This is a genomic window from Pseudomonas sp. XS1P51, from assembly GCF_054897845.1.
The window spans coordinates 4991661-5017533 of the sequence record NZ_CM142707.1; the positions used below are offsets into that span (position 1 = coordinate 4991661).

General features: G+C 60.8%; 19 protein-coding genes and 1 pseudogene. 4 read left to right on the top strand and 16 right to left on the bottom strand.

The genetic code is table 11. The annotated features are described in order from the left end of the window. Positions 1-175: 175 nt before the first annotated feature. From ACYZUD_RS23170 to ACYZUD_RS23180, 3 genes are all read left to right on the top strand, one after another. Complete coding sequence (locus ACYZUD_RS23170; RefSeq protein ID WP_462020318.1) at positions 176-709, top strand: NfeD family protein; 534 nt, start codon at positions 176-178, stop codon at positions 707-709. Positions 710-711: 2 nt separating this feature from the next. Then, positions 712-1470 (top strand): slipin family protein, encoded by a 759-nt coding sequence (locus tag ACYZUD_RS23175; protein ID WP_462020319.1) that lies wholly within the window; start codon positions 712-714, stop codon positions 1468-1470. A gap of 413 nt (positions 1471-1883) precedes the next feature. Further along, positions 1884-2222, top strand: a complete 339-nt coding sequence (locus ACYZUD_RS23180; protein WP_462025101.1) for a DUF6124 family protein — start codon at positions 1884-1886, stop codon at positions 2220-2222. A 28-nt stretch (positions 2223-2250) separates the two neighbouring features. On the opposite strand, the pseudogene ACYZUD_RS23185 reads toward ACYZUD_RS23180, so the two are convergent. From ACYZUD_RS23185 to bcsQ, 14 genes and pseudogenes are all read right to left on the bottom strand, one after another. Further along, positions 2251-3173, bottom strand: a pseudogene (locus ACYZUD_RS23185) (LysR family transcriptional regulator). Between the two features lie 203 nt (positions 3174-3376). Continuing rightward, a complete protein-coding gene (locus tag ACYZUD_RS23190) occupies positions 3377-4243 on the bottom strand; it encodes an ABC transporter permease (RefSeq protein ID WP_462020320.1) in 867 nt (288 codons plus the stop codon). 20 nt (positions 4244-4263) lie between these two features. Next, positions 4264-5124: an ABC transporter ATP-binding protein gene (locus ACYZUD_RS23195; protein WP_462020321.1), complete on the bottom strand. Its 861-nt coding sequence runs from the start codon at positions 5122-5124 to the stop codon at positions 4264-4266. A gap of 5 nt (positions 5125-5129) precedes the next feature. Next, complete coding sequence (locus ACYZUD_RS23200; RefSeq protein WP_462020322.1) at positions 5130-6155, bottom strand: ABC transporter substrate-binding protein; 1026 nt, start codon at positions 6153-6155, stop codon at positions 5130-5132. A gap of 17 nt (positions 6156-6172) precedes the next feature. Next, a complete protein-coding gene (locus ACYZUD_RS23205) occupies positions 6173-7069 on the bottom strand; it encodes a TauD/TfdA dioxygenase family protein (RefSeq protein ID WP_462020323.1) in 897 nt (298 codons plus the stop codon). Positions 7070-7331: 262 nt separating this feature from the next. Then, the gene (locus ACYZUD_RS23210; protein ID WP_462020324.1) at positions 7332-8474 is read right to left on the bottom strand and encodes an alginate O-acetyltransferase AlgX-related protein; all 1143 of its coding nucleotides are present in this window, start codon (positions 8472-8474) and stop codon (positions 7332-7334) included. A gap of 11 nt (positions 8475-8485) precedes the next feature. Continuing rightward, positions 8486-9883, bottom strand: a complete 1398-nt coding sequence (locus tag ACYZUD_RS23215; RefSeq protein WP_462020325.1) for an MBOAT family O-acyltransferase — start codon at positions 9881-9883, stop codon at positions 8486-8488. An 18-nt stretch (positions 9884-9901) separates the two neighbouring features. Continuing rightward, entirely contained in the window at positions 9902-10570 is a 669-nt protein-coding gene (locus ACYZUD_RS23220; RefSeq protein ID WP_462020326.1) for an alginate O-acetyltransferase AlgF, read from the bottom strand. Further along, positions 10567-11190, bottom strand: coding sequence for an SGNH/GDSL hydrolase family protein (locus ACYZUD_RS23225; RefSeq protein ID WP_462025102.1), 624 nt, complete (start codon positions 11188-11190; stop codon positions 10567-10569). Before ACYZUD_RS23225 ends, ACYZUD_RS23220 begins: the two co-directional genes overlap by 4 nt. A gap of 54 nt (positions 11191-11244) precedes the next feature. Continuing rightward, a complete protein-coding gene (locus ACYZUD_RS23230; RefSeq protein WP_462020327.1) occupies positions 11245-15249 on the bottom strand; it encodes a cellulose biosynthesis protein BcsC in 4005 nt (1334 codons plus the stop codon). Next, a complete protein-coding gene (gene bcsZ / locus ACYZUD_RS23235; RefSeq protein WP_462020328.1) occupies positions 15225-16460 on the bottom strand; it encodes a cellulose synthase complex periplasmic endoglucanase BcsZ in 1236 nt (411 codons plus the stop codon). Before bcsZ ends, ACYZUD_RS23230 begins: the two co-directional genes overlap by 25 nt. After that, entirely contained in the window at positions 16460-18733 is a 2274-nt protein-coding gene (gene bcsB / locus ACYZUD_RS23240) for a cellulose biosynthesis cyclic di-GMP-binding regulatory protein BcsB (protein ID WP_462020329.1), read from the bottom strand. The genes bcsZ and bcsB overlap by 1 nt, the downstream gene beginning before the upstream one ends. Further along, complete coding sequence (bcsA, locus tag ACYZUD_RS23245) at positions 18733-20955, bottom strand: UDP-forming cellulose synthase catalytic subunit (protein ID WP_462020330.1); 2223 nt, start codon at positions 20953-20955, stop codon at positions 18733-18735. Before bcsA ends, bcsB begins: the two co-directional genes overlap by 1 nt. After that, a complete protein-coding gene (bcsQ, locus tag ACYZUD_RS23250) occupies positions 20952-22097 on the bottom strand; it encodes a cellulose biosynthesis protein BcsQ (protein ID WP_462020331.1) in 1146 nt (381 codons plus the stop codon). The genes bcsA and bcsQ overlap by 4 nt, the downstream gene beginning before the upstream one ends. Positions 22098-22632: 535 nt before the next feature. Here bcsQ and ACYZUD_RS23255 point away from each other — a divergent pair. Further along, on the top strand, positions 22633-22998 hold the full coding sequence (locus ACYZUD_RS23255; protein ID WP_462020332.1) for a tryptophan synthase subunit beta: 366 nt from the start codon (positions 22633-22635) through the stop codon (positions 22996-22998). A gap of 144 nt (positions 22999-23142) precedes the next feature. Here the strand turns inward: ACYZUD_RS23255 and lapD are convergent, their stop codons facing one another. Continuing rightward, positions 23143-25089, bottom strand: coding sequence for a cyclic di-GMP receptor LapD (lapD, locus tag ACYZUD_RS23260; protein WP_462020333.1), 1947 nt, complete (start codon positions 25087-25089; stop codon positions 23143-23145). Between the two features lie 14 nt (positions 25090-25103). Beyond that, entirely contained in the window at positions 25104-25796 is a 693-nt protein-coding gene (lapG, locus tag ACYZUD_RS23265; protein ID WP_462020334.1) for a cysteine protease LapG, read from the bottom strand. Positions 25797-25873 lie beyond the last annotated feature (77 nt).

Consider the following 25873-nt stretch of genomic DNA (forward strand, 5'->3'; position numbering starts at 1 on the left):
CAACGTTTGGCGGACGATGGTTAAGCTTTCTCACCTTTAAAAGTCTAGGCCCGTCAGGGGAATCCGGTGGGAAATCTGCCCGTCGGACGAGGTCGACAGCTGAGCAAAATTCATACAACCAAAGGCTCAACTAGACTGTATGACAGAACCCCCAATGACTCTCCCGGAGGGTCACGTGAACACTCGTTGTTGTGCAGTTGCGTTGCTGTTGGCCTTGAGCGGATCGGTTTTCGCAGCGGACACCGTCGTTCTGCTGGCGCCCAACCCCATCGGGATCTGGCTGATCACGTTCGGCATTGCCTTTTTGATTGCGGAAGCGGCCCTGCCCAATTACGGCGTGGTCGGTCTGGGCGGCATTGTGATGTTCGTGATCGGCGCAGTGATTCTGACCAACACCGAGGTGCCTGTTCCGTTGATGATCGGCCTGGGCCTGATCAGTGCGCTGCTGCTGATTTTCCTGTTGATCCACGCCCTGAAAACCCGACCGCGCCACACCGTCAGTGGCGATGCCGGACTCGTTGGCAGCGTGACCCCGGTAATGTCGCTGCAGGCCGGCAATGCCTACAACGGCTGGGTTCACCTGCAAGGAGAACAGTGGCAAGTACTCAGTGCCACGCCGCTGCAACCCGGGCAACGGGTCCGGGTCGTAGCACGCAAGGGATTACTGCTGGAAGTGGCCGCGGCTGATGCGGCGTCGGGTGGAGAATAGACATGGGCTTGCAACTGGGTTTTGCCGCGCTGCTGTTACTGTTGATTGCATTGGCGGGGTCGACCTTCCGCATCCTGCGCGAATACGAACGCGGGGTGGTGTTCCAGCTCGGCCGTTTCTGGCAAGTCAAAGGCCCCGGCTTGATCCTGCTGATTCCGGTGGTCCAGCAAATGGTTCGCGTCGACTTGCGTACCGTGGTCCTCGACGTGCCGCCGCAAGACGTGATCACCCGCGACAACGTCTCGGTCAAGGTCAACGCGGTGCTGTACTTCCGTGTGCTCGACCCGCAGAAAGCGATCATCCAGGTTGAAGACTTTCTCATGGCCACCAGCCAACTGGCCCAGACCACGTTGCGGGCGGTGCTCGGTAAACATGAACTCGATGAACTGCTGGCCGAGCGCGAGCGACTCAACATCGACATCCAGCAAGTACTCGACGCCCAGACCGACGCCTGGGGCATCAAGGTTGCCAACGTCGAGATCAAGCACGTGGACCTCAACGAATCGATGGTCCGCGCCATCGCCAAACAGGCCGAAGCCGAACGGGAACGCCGGGCCAAGGTGATCCACGCCGAAGGCGAATTGCAGGCCTCGGAAAAACTCATGCAGGCTGCCGAAATGCTCGGTCGCCAGCCTGGGGCCATGCAGCTGCGTTACATGCAGACGCTCAGCGCAATTGCCGGTGACAAAACCTCGACGATTGTCTTCCCGTTGCCGATCGAGCTGCTCAAGGGGATGGCGGATTTGTCGTCCAAACCTTGATGGCCCCAAAAAGATCGCAGCCTTCGGCAGCTCCTACGGTTGAAACGCGATCCCCTGTAGGAGCTGCCGAAGGCTGCGATCTTTTGATCTTCCCCACAGACACCAACGTCCGGTAATCCCATCGGAGATTTCCTTCAAGTTGTAGCGGTGTTGGTGAACTTGTTCCGGCTAAAGCCCAAGTCTAGTCTGGCTTTGTCACTGAAAAAAACGGTGACACGGACGTGCAAGTCCGACGAAACTGTTTAGGGCGCAATTGCCATGGCTCATTGCTTTATGGCGGCTGCGCGCAGGAGATCTTCGGATCTGCTGGGTGTCCTAAACAGTCCCGGTCTTGCACACCTGCGCACGGCCGCCACCCAATTCGCGTGCAAACGAACGGTGACGGTTCCAACTTACTGTTTAGGAATTTTTATATATTCAAGGTTACGCCTAATCCGCCAGAAAACTCTGGCACCCCACCCGAAGAATCCCTCGAAGCCGAAAAACTCAAAGAAGCCGCCGACCGCGCCTTCGCCCACTACTTCCCCCCGACCACCGAAAAACCGGCCAAACGCCGCAAAGGCCATCTCTTCACCGTCTCCCCCGACATCGACACTGAAGCCCTCCTGGCCAATGCCTCCGAAGACCTGCTGTCCATCAGCGCCATCGCTGCCGACCTGGCGGACGATGTGGAAGGGACGCGACGCTCGGTAGCCCTGGCGCTCAGCCGCATGGCCGATGGCGTGCAGTTGCAGGGTTGCCCTACAACATAGAATCTCCCACAGGGGTTGGATGTGAATTTCAGGATGGTTGTGCGGCCAGCCACGTTTCGTCGCAGCAGGTCTTCAGGGTTTCACGCATCCAGCGGTGCGCCGGATCCTTGTCGAAACGCGGGTGCCAGGCCTGAGTCAGCATGATGGTCGGCAGCGGAATCGGCAGGGTGAACGAGCGCAGCTTCAACCCCAGGCGCCGTACGCTCAGCAGCGCTTCCTTGGGCACCGGCAGGATCAGATCGGAATCCGGCAACGCAAACATCGCCGCATGGAAACTCGGCGCGATCACCACTACCCGCCGCTCCAGCCCCAAGGCGTTGAGCGCCGTGTCTATCGGCCCACGGGCAATGCCGCGGCGGGACATGCGGATATAAGAAAACCCGGCGTAGCGCTCAGCCGTGATCTCTTCATCGAACAGCGGGTGGTCCTCGCGCACCAGGCCGACAAAGTGCGTGGAAAACAGGTTCTGTACCTTCACCTCCGGCATGCGCGGTCGATTGTTGCTGACGCTCAAATCGATGCGTCCCTCGCGCAAGGCTTCGTCATCCCCGTCGCCCTCCGGGACAAAGCGCAATTCGCAGTGCGGGGCCTGACGTTCCATCGTGTCGAACAACTTGCTGCCGTAGACGCCAACAAAGAAATCGTTGGCACGGATACTGAACCGCCGCCGCAAACTCCCCAGTTCCACGTCGTCAGCGGAGCGGAACAGCAAAGCGGCCTGCTCAACCAGATCCCGCACCTGCTCGCGCAACGCCAGTGCCTTGGGCGTCGGCACCAGACCACGACCGGCGCGCACCAGGATCGGATCGCCGATGGCCTCGCGAATACGCGTCAGTGTCTCCGGCTCATGGCCGCCGGGCTGAGGTTCATCCGTCGCGCGGCGCCCACCACACTGCCCTCGTCGAGCAGAGCGTCGAGGGCGACCAGAAGATTCATGTCCGGGAGCTGCATACTGAGCACTCGTGCCTGATCAGGATTGATTCAGACGCAATGCTAGCAAACATCCTCCAAGTGATGTGTTGGCAGTCCCGGCCCCATCGCGAGCAGGCTCGCTCCCACATGAGTTCCTGGCTGTACATAAAATCTGCAACCACCGTAGATCCCTTGTGGGAGCGAGCCTGCTCGCGAAGGCACCAGACCAGCCACCACAGAACTCAGCGCTGCATGCCCCACCGCTTGACCGTCACCCGCTCCAGCGTGTCGAACACCAGGTTCTCCACCAGCAAGCCAATCAGGATCACCACCGCCAACCCGGCAAACACCTTGTCGGTGTACAGCTCATTGCGATTCTGAAAAATGTACCAACCCAAACCGCCCTTGCCGCTGGTAGCCCCAAACACCAACTCAGCCGCGATCAGCGTGCGCCAAGCGAACGCCCAGCCGATTTTCAGCCCGGCGAGAATCGACGGCAGCGCCGCCGGAATCAGGATGAACAGCACAAAACGCATGCCTTTGAGACCGTAATTGCGCCCGGCCATGCGCAGGGTTTCCGAGACGCCGAGAAACCCGGCATAGGTATTCAACGCCAAGGCCCAGAGCACCGAATGCACCAACACGAAAATCAGGCTGTTCTGCCCCAGACCAAACCACAGCAGCGCCAACGGCAACAGCGCAATCGCCGGCAGCGGGTTGAACATCGAAGTCAGCGTACTCAACAGATCCCGACCGAACTGCGTCGACACCGCCAACGTTGTCAGGGCAAACGCCAGCACGATGCCGATCAGGTACCCCTTGAGCAACACCACCAGCGAAATCCACACTTTGCCCAACAACTCGCCGCTGAGCAGGCCGCCATACAGGGCGTGACCGGTTTGCAAAAAACTCGGCAGCAACAGGTCGTTGTTCTGAATGCGGGCAACCACTTCCCAGAGCACCGCCAGCAAAACCAGAATCAGGCTTTTACGAATCCAGCCCTGTTGCCACAGGCGTTGGCCGAGGGGTAATTCTCGCTCCAGCGGCACGCTCGTCAGCGGCTGCAAAACGGTTTCAAACTCTTTACGCGCAGATGATAACTGGCTCATCGGGCAATCCTCTCAATGGCTCAATAAGCGATGCGAATGTCGGAAAAATCCAGCTCGCGCTCGGTTTCCGGCGACTGGCCTTCATCGAACAGCAACCGATGAATCCGCCGCGCCGACGCCTGAAACGCCACACCGCCAAGGCTGTGCAAATCGTATTGATGGCTGTGGACTTCCGCTCGCACCCGGCCGGGATGCGGCGACAACAGCAAAATCCGATTGCCCACCACCAGCGCCTCTTCGATGGAGTGAGTGACGAACAGCAGCGTGAAACGCACCTCCTCCCAGAGCAGCAACAATTCTTCCTGCATCTTGCGGCGCGTCAGCGCATCGAGGGCGGCGAAGGGTTCGTCCATCAAGAGGATTTTCGGTTGCATCGCCAAGGCGCGAGCGATGGCTACCCGCGCTTTCATGCCGCCGGACAACGTGTGCGGATAAGCATCGGCAAACGCCGACAGACCGACCTTGTCCAGATAGTGCAGCGCCCGTTCTTCGGCCTCTTTACGCTTGAGCGTCTTGGACGCCAACAGCGGAAACATCACGTTCTGTTTGACGGTCTTCCACGGCGGCAGTTGATCGAACTCCTGGAACACCACGATCCGGTCCGGGCCCGGCGTGTTGACCGTTTGCCCCTGAAGACGAATCTCGCCCTCGCAAGGCTGGATGAACCCGGCAACCGCTTTGAGCAATGTCGATTTACCACAACCGGACGGACCGAGCAGCACGAAGCGGTCCGCCGGATCAATCTCGAAACTGACCTGATGAGTCGCCCGAACCACGCGCTGTGGCGTGCGGTATTCGAGGCTGACGTTGTCGACCGACAACAGCGCCTGGGCTGTTGCGGACGGTTTGCTGACCGTGTGGCCTTGCAAAGGGGCGTTCATGTCGGTCAGCTCCCTTGCAGCGGCTTGGTGTCCTGGAAGAAGTAATCCTTCCACGAATCCGGTTTGTTTTTGATCGCGCCGACGCGGTACAGGAACTCGGCCAACGGGTAGGTATTTTTCGGTGTGATGCTGAATTCGAACTGCGGGTTATCAATGATTTTCAGCAGGGCGGCGCGGTCGATTTTTGCCTTGGTGACGCGGATGTACGTATCGGCTGCAGCGCCTTTGTCATTTTGGGCAAATTGCGCCGCTTCGGTCAGGGCCTCGATGAACGCCTTGTAGGTTTTCGGATTCTCGCTGCGGAATTTCTCGGTGGCGAACAGCACCGTCGGCGAGTTCGGGCCGAGCAGGTCATAGGTGTTCAGCACCACATGCACGTTGGGATTGGCCAGCGCCTGATCCTGGAACGGCGGGTTGGAGAAGTGCCCGGTCAACTCGGTGCCGCCGGCAATCAGCGCCGCCGTGGCGTCCGGGTGTGGAACGGCGATGGTGTACTTGTCGAGGCGATTGAATTCCTTGTCGCCCCACTGCTTGGCGGCCGCGTATTGCAGGAAGCGCGACTGCACCGACACGCCAACCGCCGGCACCGCGATGCGGTCCTTCTCGGTGAAGTCGGCGATGGTTTTGACCTTGGGGTTGTTGCTCACCAGGTAATACGGGAAGTTACCGAGGGAAGCCACGGCCTTGACGTTCTGCTTGCCGTGGGTGCGGTCCCAGATGGTCAACAGCGGACCGACGCCAGCGCCGGCAATGTCGATGGAACCGGAGAGCAACGCATCGTTGACCGCCGCGCCACCGGAAAGCTGAGTCCAGTCGACCTTGATGTCGATGCCTTCCTGCTTGCCGTATTTCTCGATCAGGTTCTGATCGCGCACCACGTTGAGCAGCAGGTAAACGATGCCGAACTGTTCGGCGATGCGGATTTCACCTTCGGCATGGGCCACGGTCGGCGCCACCAGGCTGCCGGCGATCAGGCTGAAACCCAGGCCGATGGCCGCGGCCAACGGTGCAAATGGAAGACGTTTGGACATGATCAATCTCCGACAAATCAGAAAGGCGCGTCGCCCTGGATGGTGGTGCGATACAGCTTGCGGCGCAGATAGCTCGGGCATCCGGCGGCGAGGTGGATCAGCGAACGGTTGTCCCAGAACACCAGGTCGTGGGGCTGCCATTGATGGCGGTAGATGTTTTGCGGCAGCACGCTGTGGGCGTAGAGCTCGTCGAGCAATTGCTTGCTCTCATCTTCCGGCAAACCGACGATGCGGGTGGTGAAGCCCTCACTCACGAACAACGCCTTGCGGCCGTTTTCCGGGTGAGTACGGACGATCGGGTGGACGACTTCGGCGACCTGAGCGAGTTGCTCCGGCGTCAGGGTCGGGCGCCAGTTGCCTTCGAACTTGGTCTCGCTGTAGCGCGCCGTGTAGGAGTGCGCGGCCGAGCGGCCTTCGACGGCTTTGCGCAGGGCCTCGGGCAGGTTGTCCCAGGCTTTGTGCATATCGGCGAACAGGGTGTCGCCGCCTTCGGAGGGCAGTTCCTGGGCGTGCAGCATCGAGCCCAGGCTCGGCAGTTCTTTATAGGAAAGATCGGAGTGCCAGAACTTGCCGGCGTCACCGAGGCCGATGGATTGGCCGTTCTCGATGATGTTGGAAACGATGAGAATTTCCGGGTGCCCGGCCAGCAGAAACTGCTTGAGCACGTGGATCTGCAACACGCCGAAACGGCGGCTGAAGGCGATTTGCTGCTCGGGGGTAATGCGTTGGTCGCGAAATACCACGACGTGATGATCCAGGTGCGCGCGATGGATGCGGGCGAAGTCCTGGTCATTGATCGGGCGGGACAAGTCGAGGCCGATGATTTCGGCACCGACGGCGCCGCTGAACGGGCGGATTTCAAAGGTTTGCGGCGCGATATTCGCGGCGCTCGAAGACGCAGAGACGGCTGACATAACAATCACTCCCACGCACGGCACGCTCAAGGGCGCGCGCGTCGATCAGAAACTCACGGAGGTCCCGTGTTCGTTCGTTTCGTGCGGCGCGCCGATTGGTCGGCAGGTACGCAGGAGATTGACTTTATAGGTATAAAAAAAGAAATTTAAATACCGTTAACGAATAACCATATGGCTTTTGCTTTTGAATGCGATGGCCTGGAGGCTGCCATCGCGGGCAAGCTCGCGATGAGGCCATTAGCCACACAACAACTTTCGGACGCTACTTACCCCAGTCAATGACTTCGCTGTAAGGCGTCTGCAAGTCCCGCTCCGGGATTTCCCAGATGATCAGCTTGGGTGGTGTCTGCTTGAAGGCCGGGTTGTTGAAGTAGCCATTGGCGCCGCCCGAGAACTCGCCACCGTCCTTGGCGAAGTTACCAATCGGCGCGCCCAGAGCCTGTTGAAGGAAACCGGCAAAGTTGGAATTGCGCGAGAACGAAGTACCTATCAGCGCCACGTTCGGCAAGTTGTCATCGCCGAACAGGTCGTCGAGGTTATCGCCGCCGCTTTGTGCCTCGACAGCCTTCTCGCTGATCTGGGTGGCGGCGACGGTTTCCGGCGCCGGTTGCCAGGTCACCGGCAACCATTCAAGCCCTGCCAGTCGCACCAGGTCGCCAGGGCGGCGTGCCGGATCTTGCACCTTCGCCTCGAACTCTTTGTGCGGCGTGGCGCTGATGCCGATGTGCTGCACCGCAGTGGCCACGGTTTTGGCGGCGGCGGCCGCGCCGGTTTCGCTCCAGTGGGTGTCGGTGCGCAGGTACGCGTCGGCGCCCAACGGTTGCAGGCTCGGCGCCAGGTCCACGGCCGCGACGCCGGCCTTGTTCAGCCCCTCGACCCACGCCACGGCGCGGTCCTGCAACTGCGCCGGGCGACGCAGGTCGCAGAGTTGCGCCTGAGCGATGCGGCTTTTGTCCGGCACCACGGCCACCAGCAACTTGATGCCACGCTTGGCCAGGCGTTGCTGCAAATCGCGCACGACGCCAGCCTTGGTGTCCGCGTTGGCCTGAGCGTGGCGATTGATGCGCAGCTCATCGGTCAGGAACAGCCAGCCCGGGCAGCCGGAGCGCACCCGCGGCCCGGTATCGTGCAGCAACCACCAACTTGCGCCACGTTCCAGGTTCGCGGCCTGTTCCGGCAACGCGGCCTTCGACAGTTGCTTGGCGATTTTGTGGGTTACGTCGCCGTGCAGCACGTCGTCAATGGTCAACTTGGGCGGCAGCATCTCGACCTTGCCGCTCAATAGCAGCCAGACGCAGGATGCGAAACCAATCACCAAAAAAGCCACGAACACAACGCCCGATACTTTGCTGATAGGGGCAGTCAGTTCGCTGGATTGAGCCGGTACGTGGGACAAGGAAGTCATGGGCGCGGTCATCAGAACTGGAAGTACAGGAAGGGTACCGACTCACGGCTCGCGACCAACGCGAACGCAAGCAGGAAACCCACCATCGGTGCAAACAACGCATGGCCGACAAGCCGCTGCTCATAGCGGTTGTGCAGCAACGGCGCAAGGATGTACAGCACACCGAGCAGCGCCGCGATGCCGTGGGCCGGACGCAGCGTCACCGCCAGTGCATCACCCAATGCAAACCCATGCAGACCGAACTGTCCGGCATACATCGTCATTGCAGAATGGAAATCCGGAGCGCGGAACAGGGTCCACGCCAGGAACACAAACAGCAGCGTCAATGTGTGCGACAACAGTGGCGGAATCCTGGGTAAGTTCGAGCGCGACCACAAACGATCGACGCACAGGGCGATACCGTGAGCCGAACCCCACAACAGGTAGTTCCAGCTGTCACCGCCATGCCACAGACCGGCGATGGCCATGGTCAGGAACAGGTTACGGTAAGTCTTCCACGTACCTTTGCGGTTACCGCCAAGAGCGATATACAGGTAATCGCGCAACCAACTCGACAGCGACAAATGCCAGCGTCGCCAGAAGTCTTGAATGCTGCTGGCCAGGTACGGTCGATTGAAGTTTTCCGGGAAGTGGAAACCCAGCATCAGGCCCAGGCCGATGGCCATGGCGCTGTAGCCGGCGAAGTCGAAAAACAGTTGCAGCGAGTAGGCCAGGCAGCCAATCCAGGCGTCGACAAAGGAAGGGTTTTCCAGGTGGAACGCAACGTCCACCAGCGGCGACAGCGTATCGGCCACCAGCACTTTCATGCACATGCCGATCATGAACCGGCGCGCACCCAGGGAAAAATTCTGCCAGTTGAAATACCGCTGCGTCAGCTCCCGGCGTACCCAGTCATAACGAATGATCGGGCCGGCAATGGAGTGGCCGAACATCGAAATGTACGTGGCGTAATTGATGAAGCTACGCTCCACCGGCACCGTATGCCGATGCACATCCACCAGGTAGGAAATCGCCTGCAACACGATGAACGACAGGCCCGCCGGCAGCGCCACCCGTTGCCACTCCAGCGGCATCGCGCCGTAGTAGGTGATCAGCTCACTCCAGGTTCCGGCCAGGATGTTGGCGTATTTGTACCAGCACAGCACCGCCGTGTTGAACACGATCAACGCGATCAACAGCCGCACTCGCCCCTTCGAATCCTCGCGGGAACGGTCCACCAGCAACCCCCCGACCCAGGCGACGATGGTCAATACCACGTGCAGGGTCAGGAACAGCGGGCTCAGCCAGCCATAGAACAACCAACTGCCGATCAGCAGGATGACGTTGCGCCACGCCGGTTTGCCCAGCGCATAGATCAGCAAAAACCCAGGCAGGAATAGCGTCAGGAACTCAAGTGAGGCGAAGACCATGGCGGCGGCAGAATCCAATCAGTGGGACAGAGTGTCCGTGGCGTTCAAAAGACGCGGCCCGGTTGCCGAGGGCACCAGCAGTACGCTGTAACGCTCACCCGCCTTGAGTTCACCCAGATCCAGTGGCGCGCCGACGTTAACGTTGGCGCACACCAGTTGCACCGACAGGCTCACCGGGTTGATCGACCGGCGTTGCAAGCTGTCGACCGGCACGCCCTTGAACAGATCGGCAGTGCGCCCCGCAGGCCGCAGGCTCGCGTCGGCGCAAGAATCGTCGACGTTGAAGAACGCCAGCGAGGCTTTCAGACCGTTGAAGTCGTCCGGCTGCTCGCGCACAGCGACGTGCTTGATGCCCGTGCCGTCCGGCAACGCGAACACGGTCGCGAACTCACCGGGCTCGACTTTCAGGTCCATGGCCAGTTTTTGCGCGCCGCTGACAAGACTGCCCTTGATTGGACTGCTGGCCTGCACCGGGAAGAACAGCGACACCGGTGCTGACACGTCAAGACGCAGCGGCGGTTGACCGGCCTGAGCGATCACGTCCAAGGGCGCGGTGCCGGCGTTGACGAAGCGGATGAACGCCGAGTCTTCGGCAGGGCCGGTGGGGTACAACGCCACTTCGGCGCTGGCCAGCGTAGTGATCGACAACACCGGGAGGGCCGCGAGCGTCGCGAACAGCTTGATCATTTCTTGGCTTCCTTGACGGCCGGGGTTTCCAGCAGAACCTTGCTGATCTCTGCGCTCCAAGTCTTGTAGCCCGTCGCGGTCAAATGCTGACCATCAACCGTGGCCCATTGACCTGGCTTGGAGAACTGCAACGAGTCGATGTAGCTGCACGGCGCCACGTTGGCGGCGAGGAACTTGGAGGTCATCTCGACCCGGGCAAAGGTCTTGCCGTACTTGCCGCCTTCGGTGCCCCAGTTCGGGCCAACCCACGCGCAACGGGTACCGTTGGCCGCAATCTCCTTGGTCAGCGCGGTAGTCTGCTGCCATAGCCAGGCTTTCGGGAACGCCGGTTTGGTGTAGCTGGCCATGGTGTCACCCATGACAATCAGCACCAGGTCCGGTTTGTCGGTGGCCAGCAACTGACTGATCGGCAATGTCGCGGCTTTACCGCCCAGCACCACGGTTTTTTCCGTACCACGGCGCTCGGCGCCACCGCAGGTGCCCGGCGTGGCTTTGAGCCAATCACCGGCATTGGCGCCGCAAATACCCAAGGTATGCACAGTCGCGCCTTGGGCGACCAGGCTGTCGTGCAGGGTGGAAATCAGGTAGTCAGGCGTCGCCAGGTGGCTGTCGCCAATCATCAAAATGGTCATGCCTGCCAGAATCGATACTGCCACGGTGCAAACTCCTGCTGCTTAATTCGAATAAGGGGAACGGTAAGGGCTGACCGGCATCGCCATGCGACCGGTGAAGTCTTCAAACATGTACCGCAGGTACAAACCGCCGGTGAATTGCTTGTAGTCCTGGGCGTTGTCCAGGCCGAAGCTGCCGCCCAGAAAGACGTTGTCGCCAAAACGGTACTCGGCGGCCGCGTTCAGGTTGTAGCCGATGCCGGTCTTGTTCTGCCCCGCGTACTGGGTCGGCACGATGATGCCGGCCGTGGCGTACTGCTGCGAAACCTGACTCAACACGCTTTGCATGTCGTTGTCATTGGGGAAGTACGGCGTCGCGTCCTGCTCGATGTGCTGCACGCCGACCGAGCCCTTGACCGAGTAACTCAAGCGATCAGTGCGTTGCGACCAGCCGATCGGCACGCCGATGGAAAAGAAGTTCTGCGGGCTGAAGTAGCCGCCATTGCCATAGGTGAAGTTGCCCTGGTTCTTGTCGTAGCTGATGCCGGTGAGGCTCAGGCCGGCGGTCAACTGACGAGTGTCGTCATTGAGCAAATACCAGTAGACCCCGGTGCCGGCCTCGGCACGGCTGTTGGATTCAACATGGTTGCCCACCAGTTTGTGCAGGCCGCCGTAGCCATAGACACCGTAATCGCCGTTGTCATAACTCAGCTGCAAGCGCCCGCCGTTGGCGGTGACGCCGCCCCATTCCAGGCCGCTGCGGGCATCACGCGCACCGGCGAAAGACACCAAGCTGTCAGTCACCGGACGCCGTGACAGGCTCAGGCCGTAGCGGAAATCGCTGCCCTCGGTGAATGAGCGATCAATGCTGATGCCGCCAACCACGGTGCTGTAAAGGAAGCCCATCGGGCTCGCGCCCACATCGGTTTTCAGCCCCAGCGACGGGTTCTCGTAAGCCACGGCGAGGCCGACACCGGTGTCCTTTTGGCGCCCGACCGGGCCGCTGATCTGGTTTCGCAGAAAATCGGTTTGAGCCGGGTCCGTGTTGTTCGCCAATTGAGTCTGCAACGCAGCCATCTGCTGCTCACTGAAACCACCGAAGCGAGACTTGGCGGCATCACTGATGCCACCGGCATTCAGCGACACCGGAGTCACTCGCAGCGCCAGGCGGTCATCACCCAACGGCACACTGATTTCCAGCGGCGTTTCGACGTCGGTGATTTTGCTCAGGCCGGACTCACTGTCATTGCTGCGGATGGTCACGCCTTGGGTAACACGCGGGCTGCGTTCCTGATCAATCTGGTCCAGCGCACTTTGCATCGCCTGACGGGCTTCGGCCTGCGGGTCGGTCGGTTTGGCCGGGGCCGAACGGCGCGGATCATCGAAGCCCGCCCGCGAAGGTTGCGCCGCGTAAGCGCCGGCGCTGCCATTCATCGCCAGGGTGTTCGACGTGGCGGGCTCGGCGTCATCGGCAGCTTCTGCGACCTGCACTTGCGCTGGCGCCGGAATTTGCGACAGCGTGGCCTCGGCCAGCCGCGACTGACCGCGCTGGCCGCCCTTGCCCACGAACGGGTTGGCCGCCACGGTCCCGGCAAACGGATTGGTTTCTTCCTTGCTCGGCGCTTGCAGTGCCAGAGCGCGGGCATACAGTTGCGCGGCCTTGGCGTTCTTGCCCTGGGCGCGATACAGACTGGCGGCCGTGGCGAGAATCGGCGCATCGTTCGGCGCCAGTTCCAGCGCCTTGTCCATGGCTTTCTCGGCGCCGCGGTAATCACCGGACTGATTCAAGGCCTGGGCCATGCCGATCTGCAACTGCGGATCGTTCGGCGCCTGATCGAGCAGCGGTTGGTACAGCTCGATGGCTTTCTTGGCGTTGTTGTTCGCCAGGTACATGCGCGCCAGTGCGCCCACCGCCAATGGGTCATTCGGACGCTGGGCCAGGGCGGGGGCGAGCGTGTCGTAGGCGGCTACCAGGTCGCCCTTCTCCCGCAACAGGTCGGCCTGACGCACGGTGTAGAGGTACAACAGTTGGTCATAGCTGCGCTGATCCGCCGCTGACAATGGCTGACTCTGCAACTCGTGCAGGAGCTGATTGACCTGCACGTCGTCGCCGGTCTTCAGCAGCACGCCAGCATACGCCAGGCGCAGAGACGCCGACGGTGTACTGCTTTGTGCGATAGCGTTGCGCAGCATCGACAAAGCGTGCTCGGTGTCGCCGGCATCGACGTAAGCCGAGGCGAGCATGCCCAGCGATTCAGGTTTGCCGTTGGCCGCCAGTTCGGCGCGACGCAGCAGGGTAATGGCTTGGGTACGATCACCCTGTTTGGCCAGGGTTGAGGCCTGGCTGGTCAGGGATTGCACCTGAACGTCGCTGGCCAGTTGTTGCATCGCCGTGGTGCGCTGGCTCACCGGGATACGCTCCAGTGTGCTTTGCGCCGTCGACCATTCGCCCAACTGGCTCGACATCAACGCGCTGACGTACAGCGCATCGACGCGTTGCGGATCGGCTTTAAGCAGCTCCGCCATGGTCTGCCGGGCTTTGTCCGGTGCCTTCGCTTGCAGGTACAGGCGCGCCAGGTCGTAGCGTGTCCAGACATTCTGCGGGTCGTTGCGCACCGCCTCCTGTTGCGCGGCAATCGCGCCATTCAGGTCGCCGCTGCGCTCGGCATTTTTCGCCTGGCCCACCGCGACGGCAGCCCGCAATGGGCGCAAATCGCCGAGGCGCTGTTGCTGGGCCGGGTTCAGCCCCTCGACCATCCGCGAAGCCTGGCTGGCCTGACCGTTTTGCGCGAGCACGGTGATCAACCCGAGCAGCGCAGCAGGGTTGTCATTGTCGAGGGTCAGCGCCTGGCGATAGCTCGCCTCGGCATTGTCCAACTGGTTCTGCTCGGCCTGCACGCTGCCCAGGGCAACATAGCCTTCAACTTGTCGCGGTTTGCTGGCGATGGCTTGCTGCAACAGGCTGCGCGCCCGTGCCAGGTCATGATCGGTTTTGGCCTTATCGGCCTGGCTCAAGAGATCCCAGTAGCGATTGCTCTCCAGCACAGCTTGCCAGCGCGGATTGCCACCACGGCCTGCTGCACGCTTGAGTAATTCATTGGCGTCGCTCAGTCGGCCTTGACGCTGACGAACGATCCCCAGGCCACCCAACGCGTCGGCATCCTGGGCTTGCTCTTTGAGTCGGGCCAGAAAAGCCTGCTCGGCGACATTCAGCTGGTTGTCTTGCAGCGCCTTGAAGCCACGGGCCAGGTTCGGATTCTGCTGAGCGGCCACGGCAGTCGTGCCACGGCTGTTCATTTGCGTGCGAATCTCGGCGTCATCCGGATTGGCCTTGAGGTACTCCTCGAACAGCGGGACCTCCGCCGGACGTGGCGAACCCAGCCACACCAGACCCTCGCGCCAACTTTCGGTAGCCTCACCGCCCAGCTCGGGCAGGGTCGAGAGCTGACCCAGCCGACGAATACCGTCGGTCCGGGTAGCCTCATTGCGCAGCAGCAGTTTGGCCAACCCCAGTTTGACCTTGGCGTTGCCCGGCTCCTGTTGCAGCAAACGCTCCAGGCCCTGGCGCGACTCGTTCCAGCCGTCGGCTGTGTAGCCCAAGTAGTTGTAGAACTCCAGGCCAAGCTCCCCTTGAGGTGCCTTGCCGGCGAAGATCTGCCGATAAATCGGCATGGCCTTGTCCAGCTCACCCGCCGTTGCCAGCAAGCGCGCCTGCTCCAACTGATCGAGGTTGCTGCCGCTCTGCAAGGCGATGGCTTGTTCCAGCAACAACGTTTGCGGCTCGCCAGGATGGAACTGCTTGAGCTGGTCCAGATAGCGATTGGCGCCAGCAAAACGCTTCGCCTTGAGTTCCAGCAAGCCCAGGCCGTAAAACGCATCGGCTTGCTGCGGATCAATCAGCAGGAGTTTTTTCCAGACTTCGGTGGCCCGGGCCTGGTCACCTTGTGCCTGCCAGTATTGCCCCTGTTGCAGCAACGCCTTGCCGGCGTCATTGAGCGCGGCAAAGCTGCTGCTGTGGATCAGGGCGGCAAGCACCCCGAAGGCTATGGCGTGACGGCGCGCTGGCATTTCTTCTCCCACATCGGTTGCAACTTCCCGTGATCGAGGAAGTGGTAGCGGTTGTCCATGTAGCCCAGCGAAAACAGGCTCAGTACAAAAAAGTAATAGGGTGGCTGCTTCGCCTCGACCGCTTCCGGGGTCAGCGTTTGGGCCATCAGCTGTTGCACGCGCAAGGCTTGCTGCTGTTGCAGCGAGTCATTGCCCAGCGCCTTGACATACGGCAGTAGCGCCGCGGAAAAACCGAAAGGACCGTCGCCACTGCGCTGTCCGCTGACCACCTGGACTTTCTCCGGCGGCACACCGTCGGCGAGCGTGGCGGCGAGCATGCCGCCAAGGCTGTCGAGTAACGGCTTGCGCAGCGAATCCTGCGCGGGCATCACGCCTGCCCACAGGTAAGTGCGGATCGCATCGTAGCTGCCCAACTCACCCTTGACCGGGTCGACGATGAACTCGCCCTCGCCCGGTCCGGTACGGCGATAGCTGACCCAGTCAGCAACGAAACCTTTGTAGCTGACGGCCTTGATCAGGGTCGCGGTGTTCGTGGCGATTTCCGCCCACGGTCCGTTGCGATCAAGGTCGGCGAAACGGCGCAGTACCGGGATCGGCAAGTAACTGGGGTTGAGCTGCCACAGCTCGGGCTTGTTGAGGTCAGGCTTGATAAAACCGACCTTGCCCGGCATCAGCATCTTGCCCAGCCCCGGCAGGTCCTCGACCTCCTGGGTGGCGACGTTGTGCAGGATCTGGCGCGCAGCCTCGGTGTAAGCGTCGCTCTGCCAAAGTCTCCCGGCTTCGAGCAGCGCGTAGGCAAACCAGAGATCGGCGTCGGACGCCGAATTGCTGTCCAGCAGGCGCCAGTTGCCCTGCTCGTCCAGCCCCCAGAACCAACCCGGCAGATTGTTCTTGATATCGCCCTGGGCGAGGTTGTCCTGACTCCAGCGCCACAGTTTGTCGAAGGTGCTGCGGTCATTGGCGACCAGCGCGAAAAACATGGCGTACGACTGGCCTTCAGACGAGCTGTGACGTTGCGGCGTGCTGGCGTCCAGCACGCGTCCATCGGGTTGCACGAAGTGCTCGACGAACGTCTGCCACAGCGGCCAGGTCGATGCCTCGCATCGTTGCGCCTGGGCGGTGCCGGGCAGCAGCCAGGCGAGCAGCAGCGCCGACAGCGCGATCATGGACGCGCGCCGCGGGCGTTTATGGGTAAAGGCCGGTACGCGCATCACACGTCAAGACGTCGTTTGGCGCGGGCACGCAACGACACGTACGCCAGACTGCTGAGCAACACGATGGCCAGGCCGGTTAGCGCAAACATCCAGCCCACATGCCGCGACAACATCCATTGCACGTACCTGAACGGTCCGAGTTCGCCGACGTAGTACTGTTCGTCCGCCACCAGCGCTTCGATGGATTTGCCGCGAACCACCGCCAGGCTGCCCTGGATCGACTGGGTGTACTCCTCGCCGCCGATCAAGGCTTTGGTCGCCTCGGTGAGACCTTCCGGCCGATCACTGGCAATCACCACGACGCTGCGACCGCTCTTCAGCGGCGACTCGAAACCGGTCAGGTACGTGCTGCGCTGCCCGCCGGAAAATGCCATGGCCAGGCGCGCCTTGCGCTGGTTGGCATCCGGGTCGGGGCTGAACCAGTCCCGTACGCGCATGGGTAAGTCGGACAGTTCGAAACGCTGCTGACCGTCGCTCTGGGCCGCCGGCAGGCGATCGGCCCACTGGGTCAGCAGCGGCTGGTTGGCGCCGGACGCGAGGACCAGCAAATCCTTGTCGGCTGCCACCGCGACCTGTGCCGCTTGCGTCACCAGCACGCCGGTGGCCGGGTAACCGGTGGACTGGCCAAAGCGCCCGAGCACCGTGAGATAGGCATCGAGGTCGGCGGCGCCGGCGTTGTCCGGCAGTACCACGGCGGTTTGCGACAGGTCGGCGAGGCGGGTGAACGGGAAGCCCGCATCCTTGAACACACCGAGGTTCGGCATGGCCATGAAGTGGTCGTAGCCGCGCAGGTCCAGGGTCGATTCCGGGTCAACGCTGCCGCGCATGTTGTCGATGATGATGTCGCCACATTCGCCTTGCTTGATGTAATCGAACATGTAGCGCAATTGCAGACGCGATTGCAGCGCTACCGAGTTCAACGGCAGGCGCACGCGGACCTCGCGGGCCAGGCTGTCATTGGTTTTCAGGGCACTGAGCACACCGCTGTCCAGTTTGTCCTGGGACGGCAGGTTGCGGGACTGAATCAGCCCGTCGTTGAAGCTGACAATGAACGATGAGTTGGAGGACTTTTCCTGTGGGGTGTAGCGGTATTTGAGGTCCAGCGGCGCCCCTTCGTCGCGCCAGGTGAACAGGTCCGGCGGGAAATTCAGCGGCACGGTGATCTCGCCCGGGTTGTAGCCGGCGACATTCAGTTGCTTGGCCGGGATCAATTCACCCAGCTTGACGGGACGATCGGTGGGCAACCAATTCGGTGCGTCGTATGGCTTGCGCGCCTGAACGTTATCGATGCGGTCGATCACCACACGACTACCCGACAAGGCCTGGCTGCCCAGCACCAGCGCGGTAGCGGCACGCTTGAGCTCGGCTCCGTCGCGACCCGTGATGACCAGCAATTTGCCGTTCGCATCGTTGGGGTTGCTCATCAGCGTCAGGGTCGGCCCTGTTGCTGCCGGCAGCGTCAATCCACCCAATTGCAGCGCGTCAGGACCGCTGAGCAGCACCACGGCATTGCCGCTGGCCGGCAACTGGTTGAAGCGCGAGGAGAACACCGCGCCGCGATAGCTGGCCTGTGCGCCAAACCAGGACGACAACGCCCCGGCGGCTTCCAGGGTGCTGTTGTCGGGCGTAGCGGCAAACACGAACGGCAGGCTCAGCTGACGCGCATCACGACGGTCAAAAAACGGCAGTGGCAGGATCGACAGATCATCCGGCAGCGTCAGTGGCGACACTTGTATGTCGAGCTGACTGCTGTTGCTGATCCTGGCCCAGAGGCTGGAGTGCTGCGGGTCTTCGCAACTCATCGAATAGTGGCCGACGAACTGCAGGCTCAAACGGTTGAACTCGGTGATCAGGTGAGGCGGAATCTCCACCACCTGTTTTTGCATAACTCCGGCGTTTTCCTTGGGCAACGGCAGGCTGGCAGCCACCTCATCGTTGACCATGACGTTGATCTGCGAAAGGTCGGCCAACAGCGCAGGGGAATAGGTGTACTGCAACGTCAGGTGCGCGCCGGTCACGATCGCATCGGCCCGCACGTCGAAGTTGACACTGTCGCTGGACTCTACGCCGCGCAGGGTGATCGGGTAGTTCCGGCCCAGTTGCTTGAGGGTCAGGCTGTAATTGTTGGTACCCGCCGGCGCACTGGTCGCCGGTGCGGTTTCGGCAAACGCCGCGGCACCACTCCCCAACGCCAGCAAGGTGCAGGTCGCACGAGCCAGAACACGGCGAGCGCCGCGCAGGTTACCGAAAGCGAAAGACTTCGAGTTCATCACTTGTCCAGAACGTTTTCTAAGAGGGGTGGGGGTGAGCGACGGTTGCGCAACCAGGCCTGAATTTCCAGGACCGTGGCCTTGAAGAGTTCGTAGATGCCGCGCAAGCCAATGGCACTGACGTCGCGCAATGCCACCAGCGGTGTATCGACCTGACCACTGCCCCAGGTCGACGCCCAGGTGTCCGCGCGCGAGAAGGTCAAACGCACCAGTTCGCTTTGTTGACGCAGCGTCAATTGATCGAATTGCGCCCCCAGCACAGCACCGCGACTGAACACGATGACGGCCGGGAACACACTCAGGTGTTGGTTGCGAAACAGCGAGATCTGCACACGTTCTCCCTGGGGAATGACCACCCCTTCGGGCAAACGGAAGCCCAGGCCTTTTTGCGAGAAGTCCAGGGTCACGCCTTCAACGTCGCTGCCATCGGCGCGAGTCAGGCGCATCGGCAACGCTGCCGCGACCCGTGGTTCGGACCGCATCTGCCGGGTTTCACTGGCCACCGCCACCGAGGCGCTGGTGATGATGATGTTGTATATCGTCCACGCCAGGTTGATCAGGATCGTGGTCGCCGCACCTTCGGCGCCCTCGATCAGCTTCACCACACCGAAGATCAGGCCCGCGACGTTCAACGTCAGCAGGATGATGTAGGGACGCGCGAGCTTCCATTCGAAGTACTTCTTGTCGATGATCCCGCCCTTGTCGGTGACGTTGAACCCGCCGAACTTGGGATTGACCAGCGCCATCAGCACCGGGCCCATGATGTACCAGGCCAGCACCGTCTCGTAGACCTCGTTCCAGAACGAGTGACGGAACCGCCCCTGAATGCTGGAGTTGGTCAGACTGGCGTGAAGGATGTGCGGCAGCACGTAGGCGGTAATCATCAACGCCGAGGCGTGGTAGATCCGCGCGTCGAAAAACAGAAAGGCCAGCGGCGCGGTCAGGAACGCCAGACGCGGCAAGCCGTAAAAAAAGTGCAGCATCGCGTTCACGTAACACAGGCGCTGGCCGAGACTGAGGCCTTTGCCGAATAGTGGGTTATCGGTGCGAAAAATCTGCGCCATGCCCCGAGCCCAGCGAATGCGCTGGCTGATGTGGCGTGACAGGCTTTCAGTGGCCAGCCCCGCCGCCTGAGGAATGGCCAGGTACGCGGTGTTGTAGCCGGCACGGTTGAGTTTGAGCGCGGTGTGGGCGTCTTCGGTCACGGTCTCGATGGCCACGCCGCCGACTTCCAGCAACGGTTCACGGCGGATGACCGCACAGGAGCCACAGAAGAACGTCGCGTTCCACAAGTCATTGCCGTCTTGCACAAGACCATAGAACAGCTCGCCTTCGTTCGGCACGGAACGGAAGGTGTCGAGGTTTTTTTCGAACGGGTCAGGCGAGAAAAAGAAGTGCGGCGTTTGCAGCATCGCCAACTTCGGGTCCTTGATGAACCAGCCGATACTCACCTGCAGGAAAGAGCGCGTCGGCACGTGGTCGGCGTCAAAAATCGCCACGAACTCGCCACTGGTGACCTTCAGCGCTTCATTGAGGTTGCCTGCCTTGGCGTGGCGGTTGTTGTCACGAACGATGTAGTTCACGCCGATCTGCTCGCAGAACTCGCGGAAGTCTTCACGGCGGCCGTCATCCAGCACATGGACGCGCAGTTTATCGCGAGGCCAGTCGATGGCCTGGGCGGCGAAGATCGTGACCTTCACGATATCCAGCGTTTCGTTGTACGACGGGATGAACACATCGACCGTCGGCCATTCACTGGGCGGGCCGCTCATCAAAATGGGTTTGCGGCGTAGCGGCCAGGCGGTTTGTATATAACCGAACACCAGCACGATCATCGCGTACAACTCGGCCATGACCAGGCCGTAGCCGAACAGCATGTCCAGCCAGCCTTCGAAACCGAGGGTGGAGGTCAGTCGCCAGTACAGGTATCGCAGGGACGCCGTCAGCGACAACCCGATCAGCAACATCACCGTCAGGCGCCCCGGTATCTTGCGCAGTACCAGCGCCGTGATGAAGCAGCCCGACGCAAAGATGCACTGCGAGTACAGATCGAACGGCACCGTGATGATGAAAGCAGCCAGCAGGCCACACATCAACGTAACGCCGAGGATCAAGACACGACGCAATGCCTTGGGCAGGCTGTCCAGGCGATCGGACAACGCTTGCGCCCAGCGCTGTGAGCGGGTCAGGACTTCGGTATCGGGAGCGGAGGCGGTAATCACAAGGCGTACGACTCGGCTATATCCATTGATTTCAATTGAGCCTTGAGCGCGTCACTCAATACCCGCATGTCTGTGCAAGCCTGGGACGAACCCGGCTCCAGCAACGGGTTTCGACCGTACGCCAACGCCTCGCCGACCGTGTGGTCCCGCGCCACGACCCCCAACAGATCGTTACCGAGGCGGCGCTTGTACACCTCGTGCATATCCCGGCAAAACGCACGGGAAGCATCGAACTGATTGATCACGTAATTACACAGCGGCGCTTGTCCCTGGGCCTTGCGTTCGCCCAGCAAGCGTCCCATCTGGTCCAGCGTCAGGAAACACGCCGCGTCTGCGGTCACCACCACCAACACTTGATCAGCCACCATCAAAGCCTGTTCGAGATAAACCGTGCGACCGGGCGGCGTGTCGAGAATCACCACATCGTTGGCGCCGAGGTCCATGCTCGCCAGTTGTCGGGCCAGCCAGTAACGATCATGTTCCAGATAGCGCTCCAGCGTCCGGCGCTCGTCTTCAGTGACGGCGCCATAAGGCAGCAGCGACGAGCCCGCCGGCCCGGCCAACAACAGTGAATTCCAGTTTTCACCCTGAAGGCTGGCGTTGCCCATGCCTGCCACATCCGGCTCGGCGCCCAAGTGATGCTGCAAAGCATTTTGCGGATCGAGGTCGATGGCCAGCGTCTGACCTTGCTCAACCCGCAACACCGTGGCCAGGGCCGAAGCCAGGGTGCTTTTGCCGACGCCGCCCTTGGCCGATACCAATGCGATGACATGCGCTTTGGTTTTGACCGGTCGACCATTGGGCAGCACCTGGCGCAGCGCCTCTTCGTTGCGCGCCTGCGCTTCGGACTGACGCGCGAGTGCGACTTCGGCCAGTAAATGACGAAGCGTTGCGGAAACTTGCGGGGAGTTGACGGCCGACGGTTCTGCCGCGCCATTGATCGTGCGTTCGACGAAGGCGGTTTCAGGCACCGGAATAACGGCCTCAGGGGCGTCAATTACGACAGGCGCAGACGCAGCCGTAGTCGGCACCAGCGCCAACGGCTTTTCTTTGTAGTCAAAATGGCTATCAAACTCGAGATAACTGTCCGCACTTGCCCCGAACCTGTTGAACAGGTTCGATATATCGTCTGTACGATTCATAAGACTGCCCGAGGCGCTGGAATAAGAAACACGAAGCTCGGAACGATCCGTCGATCTGAGCCAGCAAAATGATATCGTCAAAATTTTGAATTACACAAGCGTAATACTTCATTGCGATCAGAATTATTTTTTTATCGCCATTTTTTTGACTTAAAGCTGTTTTTTTGGCTGCCAATCTATGCTTGCTCCGGGTCTTACCCGACGGCGCGCGATTATCTATGCAAGCCTTAACGGCTACACATTTTTTCGCCGAATGGCAGGCTCATTTAGTTGGCGACAGTGTCACGCCAACGGCAAAGGACAGAGCAATAAGCGGACCATCTGAACAGACAATCGATACACGCTCGTCGGAATTAACTTATATATCTTTTAAATCAATAAGTTAGTTGCTACATAAACATGTATTGCGACGATTGAATAACCGGTGATCAAGTCCCCTGCAAACTTTGTATGAAAAACAGACAACACCTCCATGGAACGCTCCATTGGCTATGCTGCTGACAGACCGATGCAGGTCATTCATGAGGGATGTTCAATGTTCTACGTGCAACGCAATGCAGACGGCGACCTGATGCGCGTGGAAGCCGAGGCCTATGCCGAGGCCACGGAAATGCTGCCGGCCGACCACCCCGATCTGCAGAACTGGTTCGCCAGCGAAGTCATGGCCACCAGCCACAAACAACTGCAGCAAATCAAACAACTCAAGCAGTTGAAGCAGAGCGACCTGGACATGATCCGGGTACTCGACGACCTGATCCAGGTGCTGACCGACAAAGGCGTGATCCGCGTCACCGACCTGCCGGCCGCCGCACAAGCCAAACTCATGGACCGGACCCAGGCCCGAGAGGCGTTGGGTGGGTTGAGTCATCTGGTTGATGATGATGACGATGGGTTGATCTAGCCCTCATTTTGTTCGTTGTCTGTCCTGACGCTTTCGCGAGCAGGCTCGCTCCCACAATTGATCGGGGTGATCACGGGATCCGGGTACGGCACCAATCCACTGTGGGAGCCTGCTCGCGAAAGCGCCAGTAGAGCCTACTCAACCCTATCCCCAAGGCTTGGGTTCGCCAAACAATTGCCCTTGCACACCGTAGACCCCCATCTCGCGAATCACCGACAACTCCCCTTCGGTCTCGACCCGCTCGGCAATCAACGGCAGATCAATGCTGTGGGCCGCCCGCTGAATTGCTTCGATGAACAGACGCTTGTCGCTCTCCTGGTCAATCGCGCGAATGTAACTGCCGTCGATCTTCAAATACGCCAGCCCAAGCCGCGACAGGTTGCCGATCATGCTGAAGCGTCCGCCAAAGTGTTGCAGGCTCAACGAGAACCCGAGTTCACGCAGTCGTCGCGTCAACTCTTCCAGCACAGCCTGCTCCGGCAATTGCTCCTCGCCGATTTCCAGAGTCAGCCGCGGCCCCAGATTGGAATGTGCACGCAACATCTCAAACACTGTATTCAGTGCCTGCGGGTCTGCCAGCGTTGCGCAAGACAGATTCAGCGCCAGCGACTCTTCGTGATCGGCCATTTGCTCCAGCACCGTCTCCAGCATCAGACGGTCCAACCGCGCGGTCCAGCCAAAACGCTCAAGCCACGGCAGGAAACGCCCCGCGGGAATGGTCTGGCCCTCGTCGTCGATCAAGCGCGACAGCACTTTGTAATGCAGCACCAACTGCGGGTCCTGACTGGCCAAGACCGGCTGGAAATACAACTTGAAACGCTGCTGATTCAGCGCCTGATCGAGCAAGTCGTGCCAGGCATGATGGTCGTCGCCAACATTCGCCGATGCCGTGTGATCCAGGCAGACCCAGTTCGAATCGCCCTGGCCTTCAGCTTGAGCCAATGCCTGATCCGCCAACCCGAGCACCGCTTGCGGTGAGTCACCATGAACAAACGGCGCCAGCCCGATCGAGGCCACCGAAACCACGTCGGTGGCACCGGTCGCGTGCAGGCTGGCCAAGGCCGTGTCGAGATTTTGCGCCAGGTGCAGCGCTTCTTCGCGCACCAGCCCTGGCGCCAGCACGGCAAATTCCCCACCGCGAATCCGTGTGACGAGGTTCAGTGTTTCCGGGTACTTGGCGCACTCCCGGGACAGCTGTTCGCCAACCGCCTTGAGTAATTCATCCGTGTGTTGACCGCCCAAACGCTGGTTCTGCCCGGCCAGGTCCTTGACCCGTAACAGCAGCAGGTACCCCGAGCTGGCCTGCTCCGGGTTACTCACCCGGGCGTTCAATTGCATCTCGAAATAGCGCCGGTTGGCCAACCCGGTCAAGGTGTCCTGATAGGACTCGGCCCTCAGCTTTTCACTGCGCTCGGCCTGCTCCTGAAACAGCGCCTTGAGCTTCTCGACCATCTGGTTCATCGCCTGCACCACGCGGCGCAACTCAGGCGTGCGCGGCAGGTCTGGCAAACTGAGAAATTCCCGGCGGGCGATGGCGTGGGACTGCTGGACCATGTAGTCCAGCGGCTTCAATTGCCGACGCAACAGCAACGCGCCTAGCGCAGCGCTCACCGCGCCGCAGAGCAACAACCAACCCAGGCTGCCCAACGCACTCTGCCAAAGCTTGGCCAGCGCGAACATCGGATGGCTGACCACCTCGACCCGTGCGGCCTGCTCCCAGCCACGGCTGACGATCGCATCGCCGCCAGCGGGTTCGAGGCCGATCAGTTTGACGAACCAGTCCGGCACGTTGCTCACCGCCGGAATGCCACTGCGCTCGACAATCGTCTTGTCGTTAGCCAGATCGACCACCCGGATGCTTGCGTAATAACCGCTGTCGAAGATCGAACTGACCAGCAGCTCGACCATCGCGGGGTCGTCGATATTCGGCGTCACGGACAGCGCCAGCGCCGTCGCGGCATCCTGGGCATGGGAGCGCAACTGGTTGACGTACTGGGTGCGCGAGCTCTCCAGGCTGACCATGAAGCTGCCGGTGAAGGCGATCACCAGGAACAGACAAATAGCGATCAACAGCTGTTTGAACAAAGACATCTGGGCGCTTGCTCCTAGTTAGTCGTCTCGACCGGGAAACCTTCTGCCTGCATTTTTTTCAACACATCCTGCCAACGGGACAGACGCTTGGTGTCACCCACCTTCTGGTTGCCCTTGGCGCCCGGTAACCACAGACCTTCGGCATTGAAAGCGTAGACCGGCAGCAGATCGGTTCGTTGGCTGGCAGGCTTGATCGTATCGATCAGGCTGTCGAGCACCAGAGGCATGGCCTCGGCGCTTGAGTAGTAGGTCAGCACCATGTGCGCGCGGTTCAGGCTCACGGCCTTGACGTAGGTGATGCGCAGCTTGTCACTGGACACACCGAGATGGCGCAGGCTGAAATATTTGGCGATAGCGAAGTCTTCGCAATCACCGGCGCCTTTCCACAAGGCTTCGATCGGGGTTTCCCAGTAATCGACCTGGTGCCACAGGTCCAAGTCTTCTTCGTAGCGCACCTGCTGGTTGAAGAACTGGTTGACCACATTGAGCTGTTCCAGCTCGCTGACCTGCTTTTGCGTGGCCAGTAAATGCTGCCAGGCATCAATGCGCTGCTGCCCTGCGCCCAATGGCCCGTACAATGCCTGCGCCCGGCGGCTGATCAGGGAGAAATCCCAATCGGCCTGCAACCCGCCCGCCGTGACGCCGGCCAGCAGCAACACGCAGCACAGCCAGCGCAAGGTCCGAGGGAACGCGAAACGTACCGCCAATGCGAGGCTTCCAGGGTGGGCAAGTGGAGTCGATTGATGGTGAAGGTTAGCCCGGTAAAAGACAATGGCACGCTGAG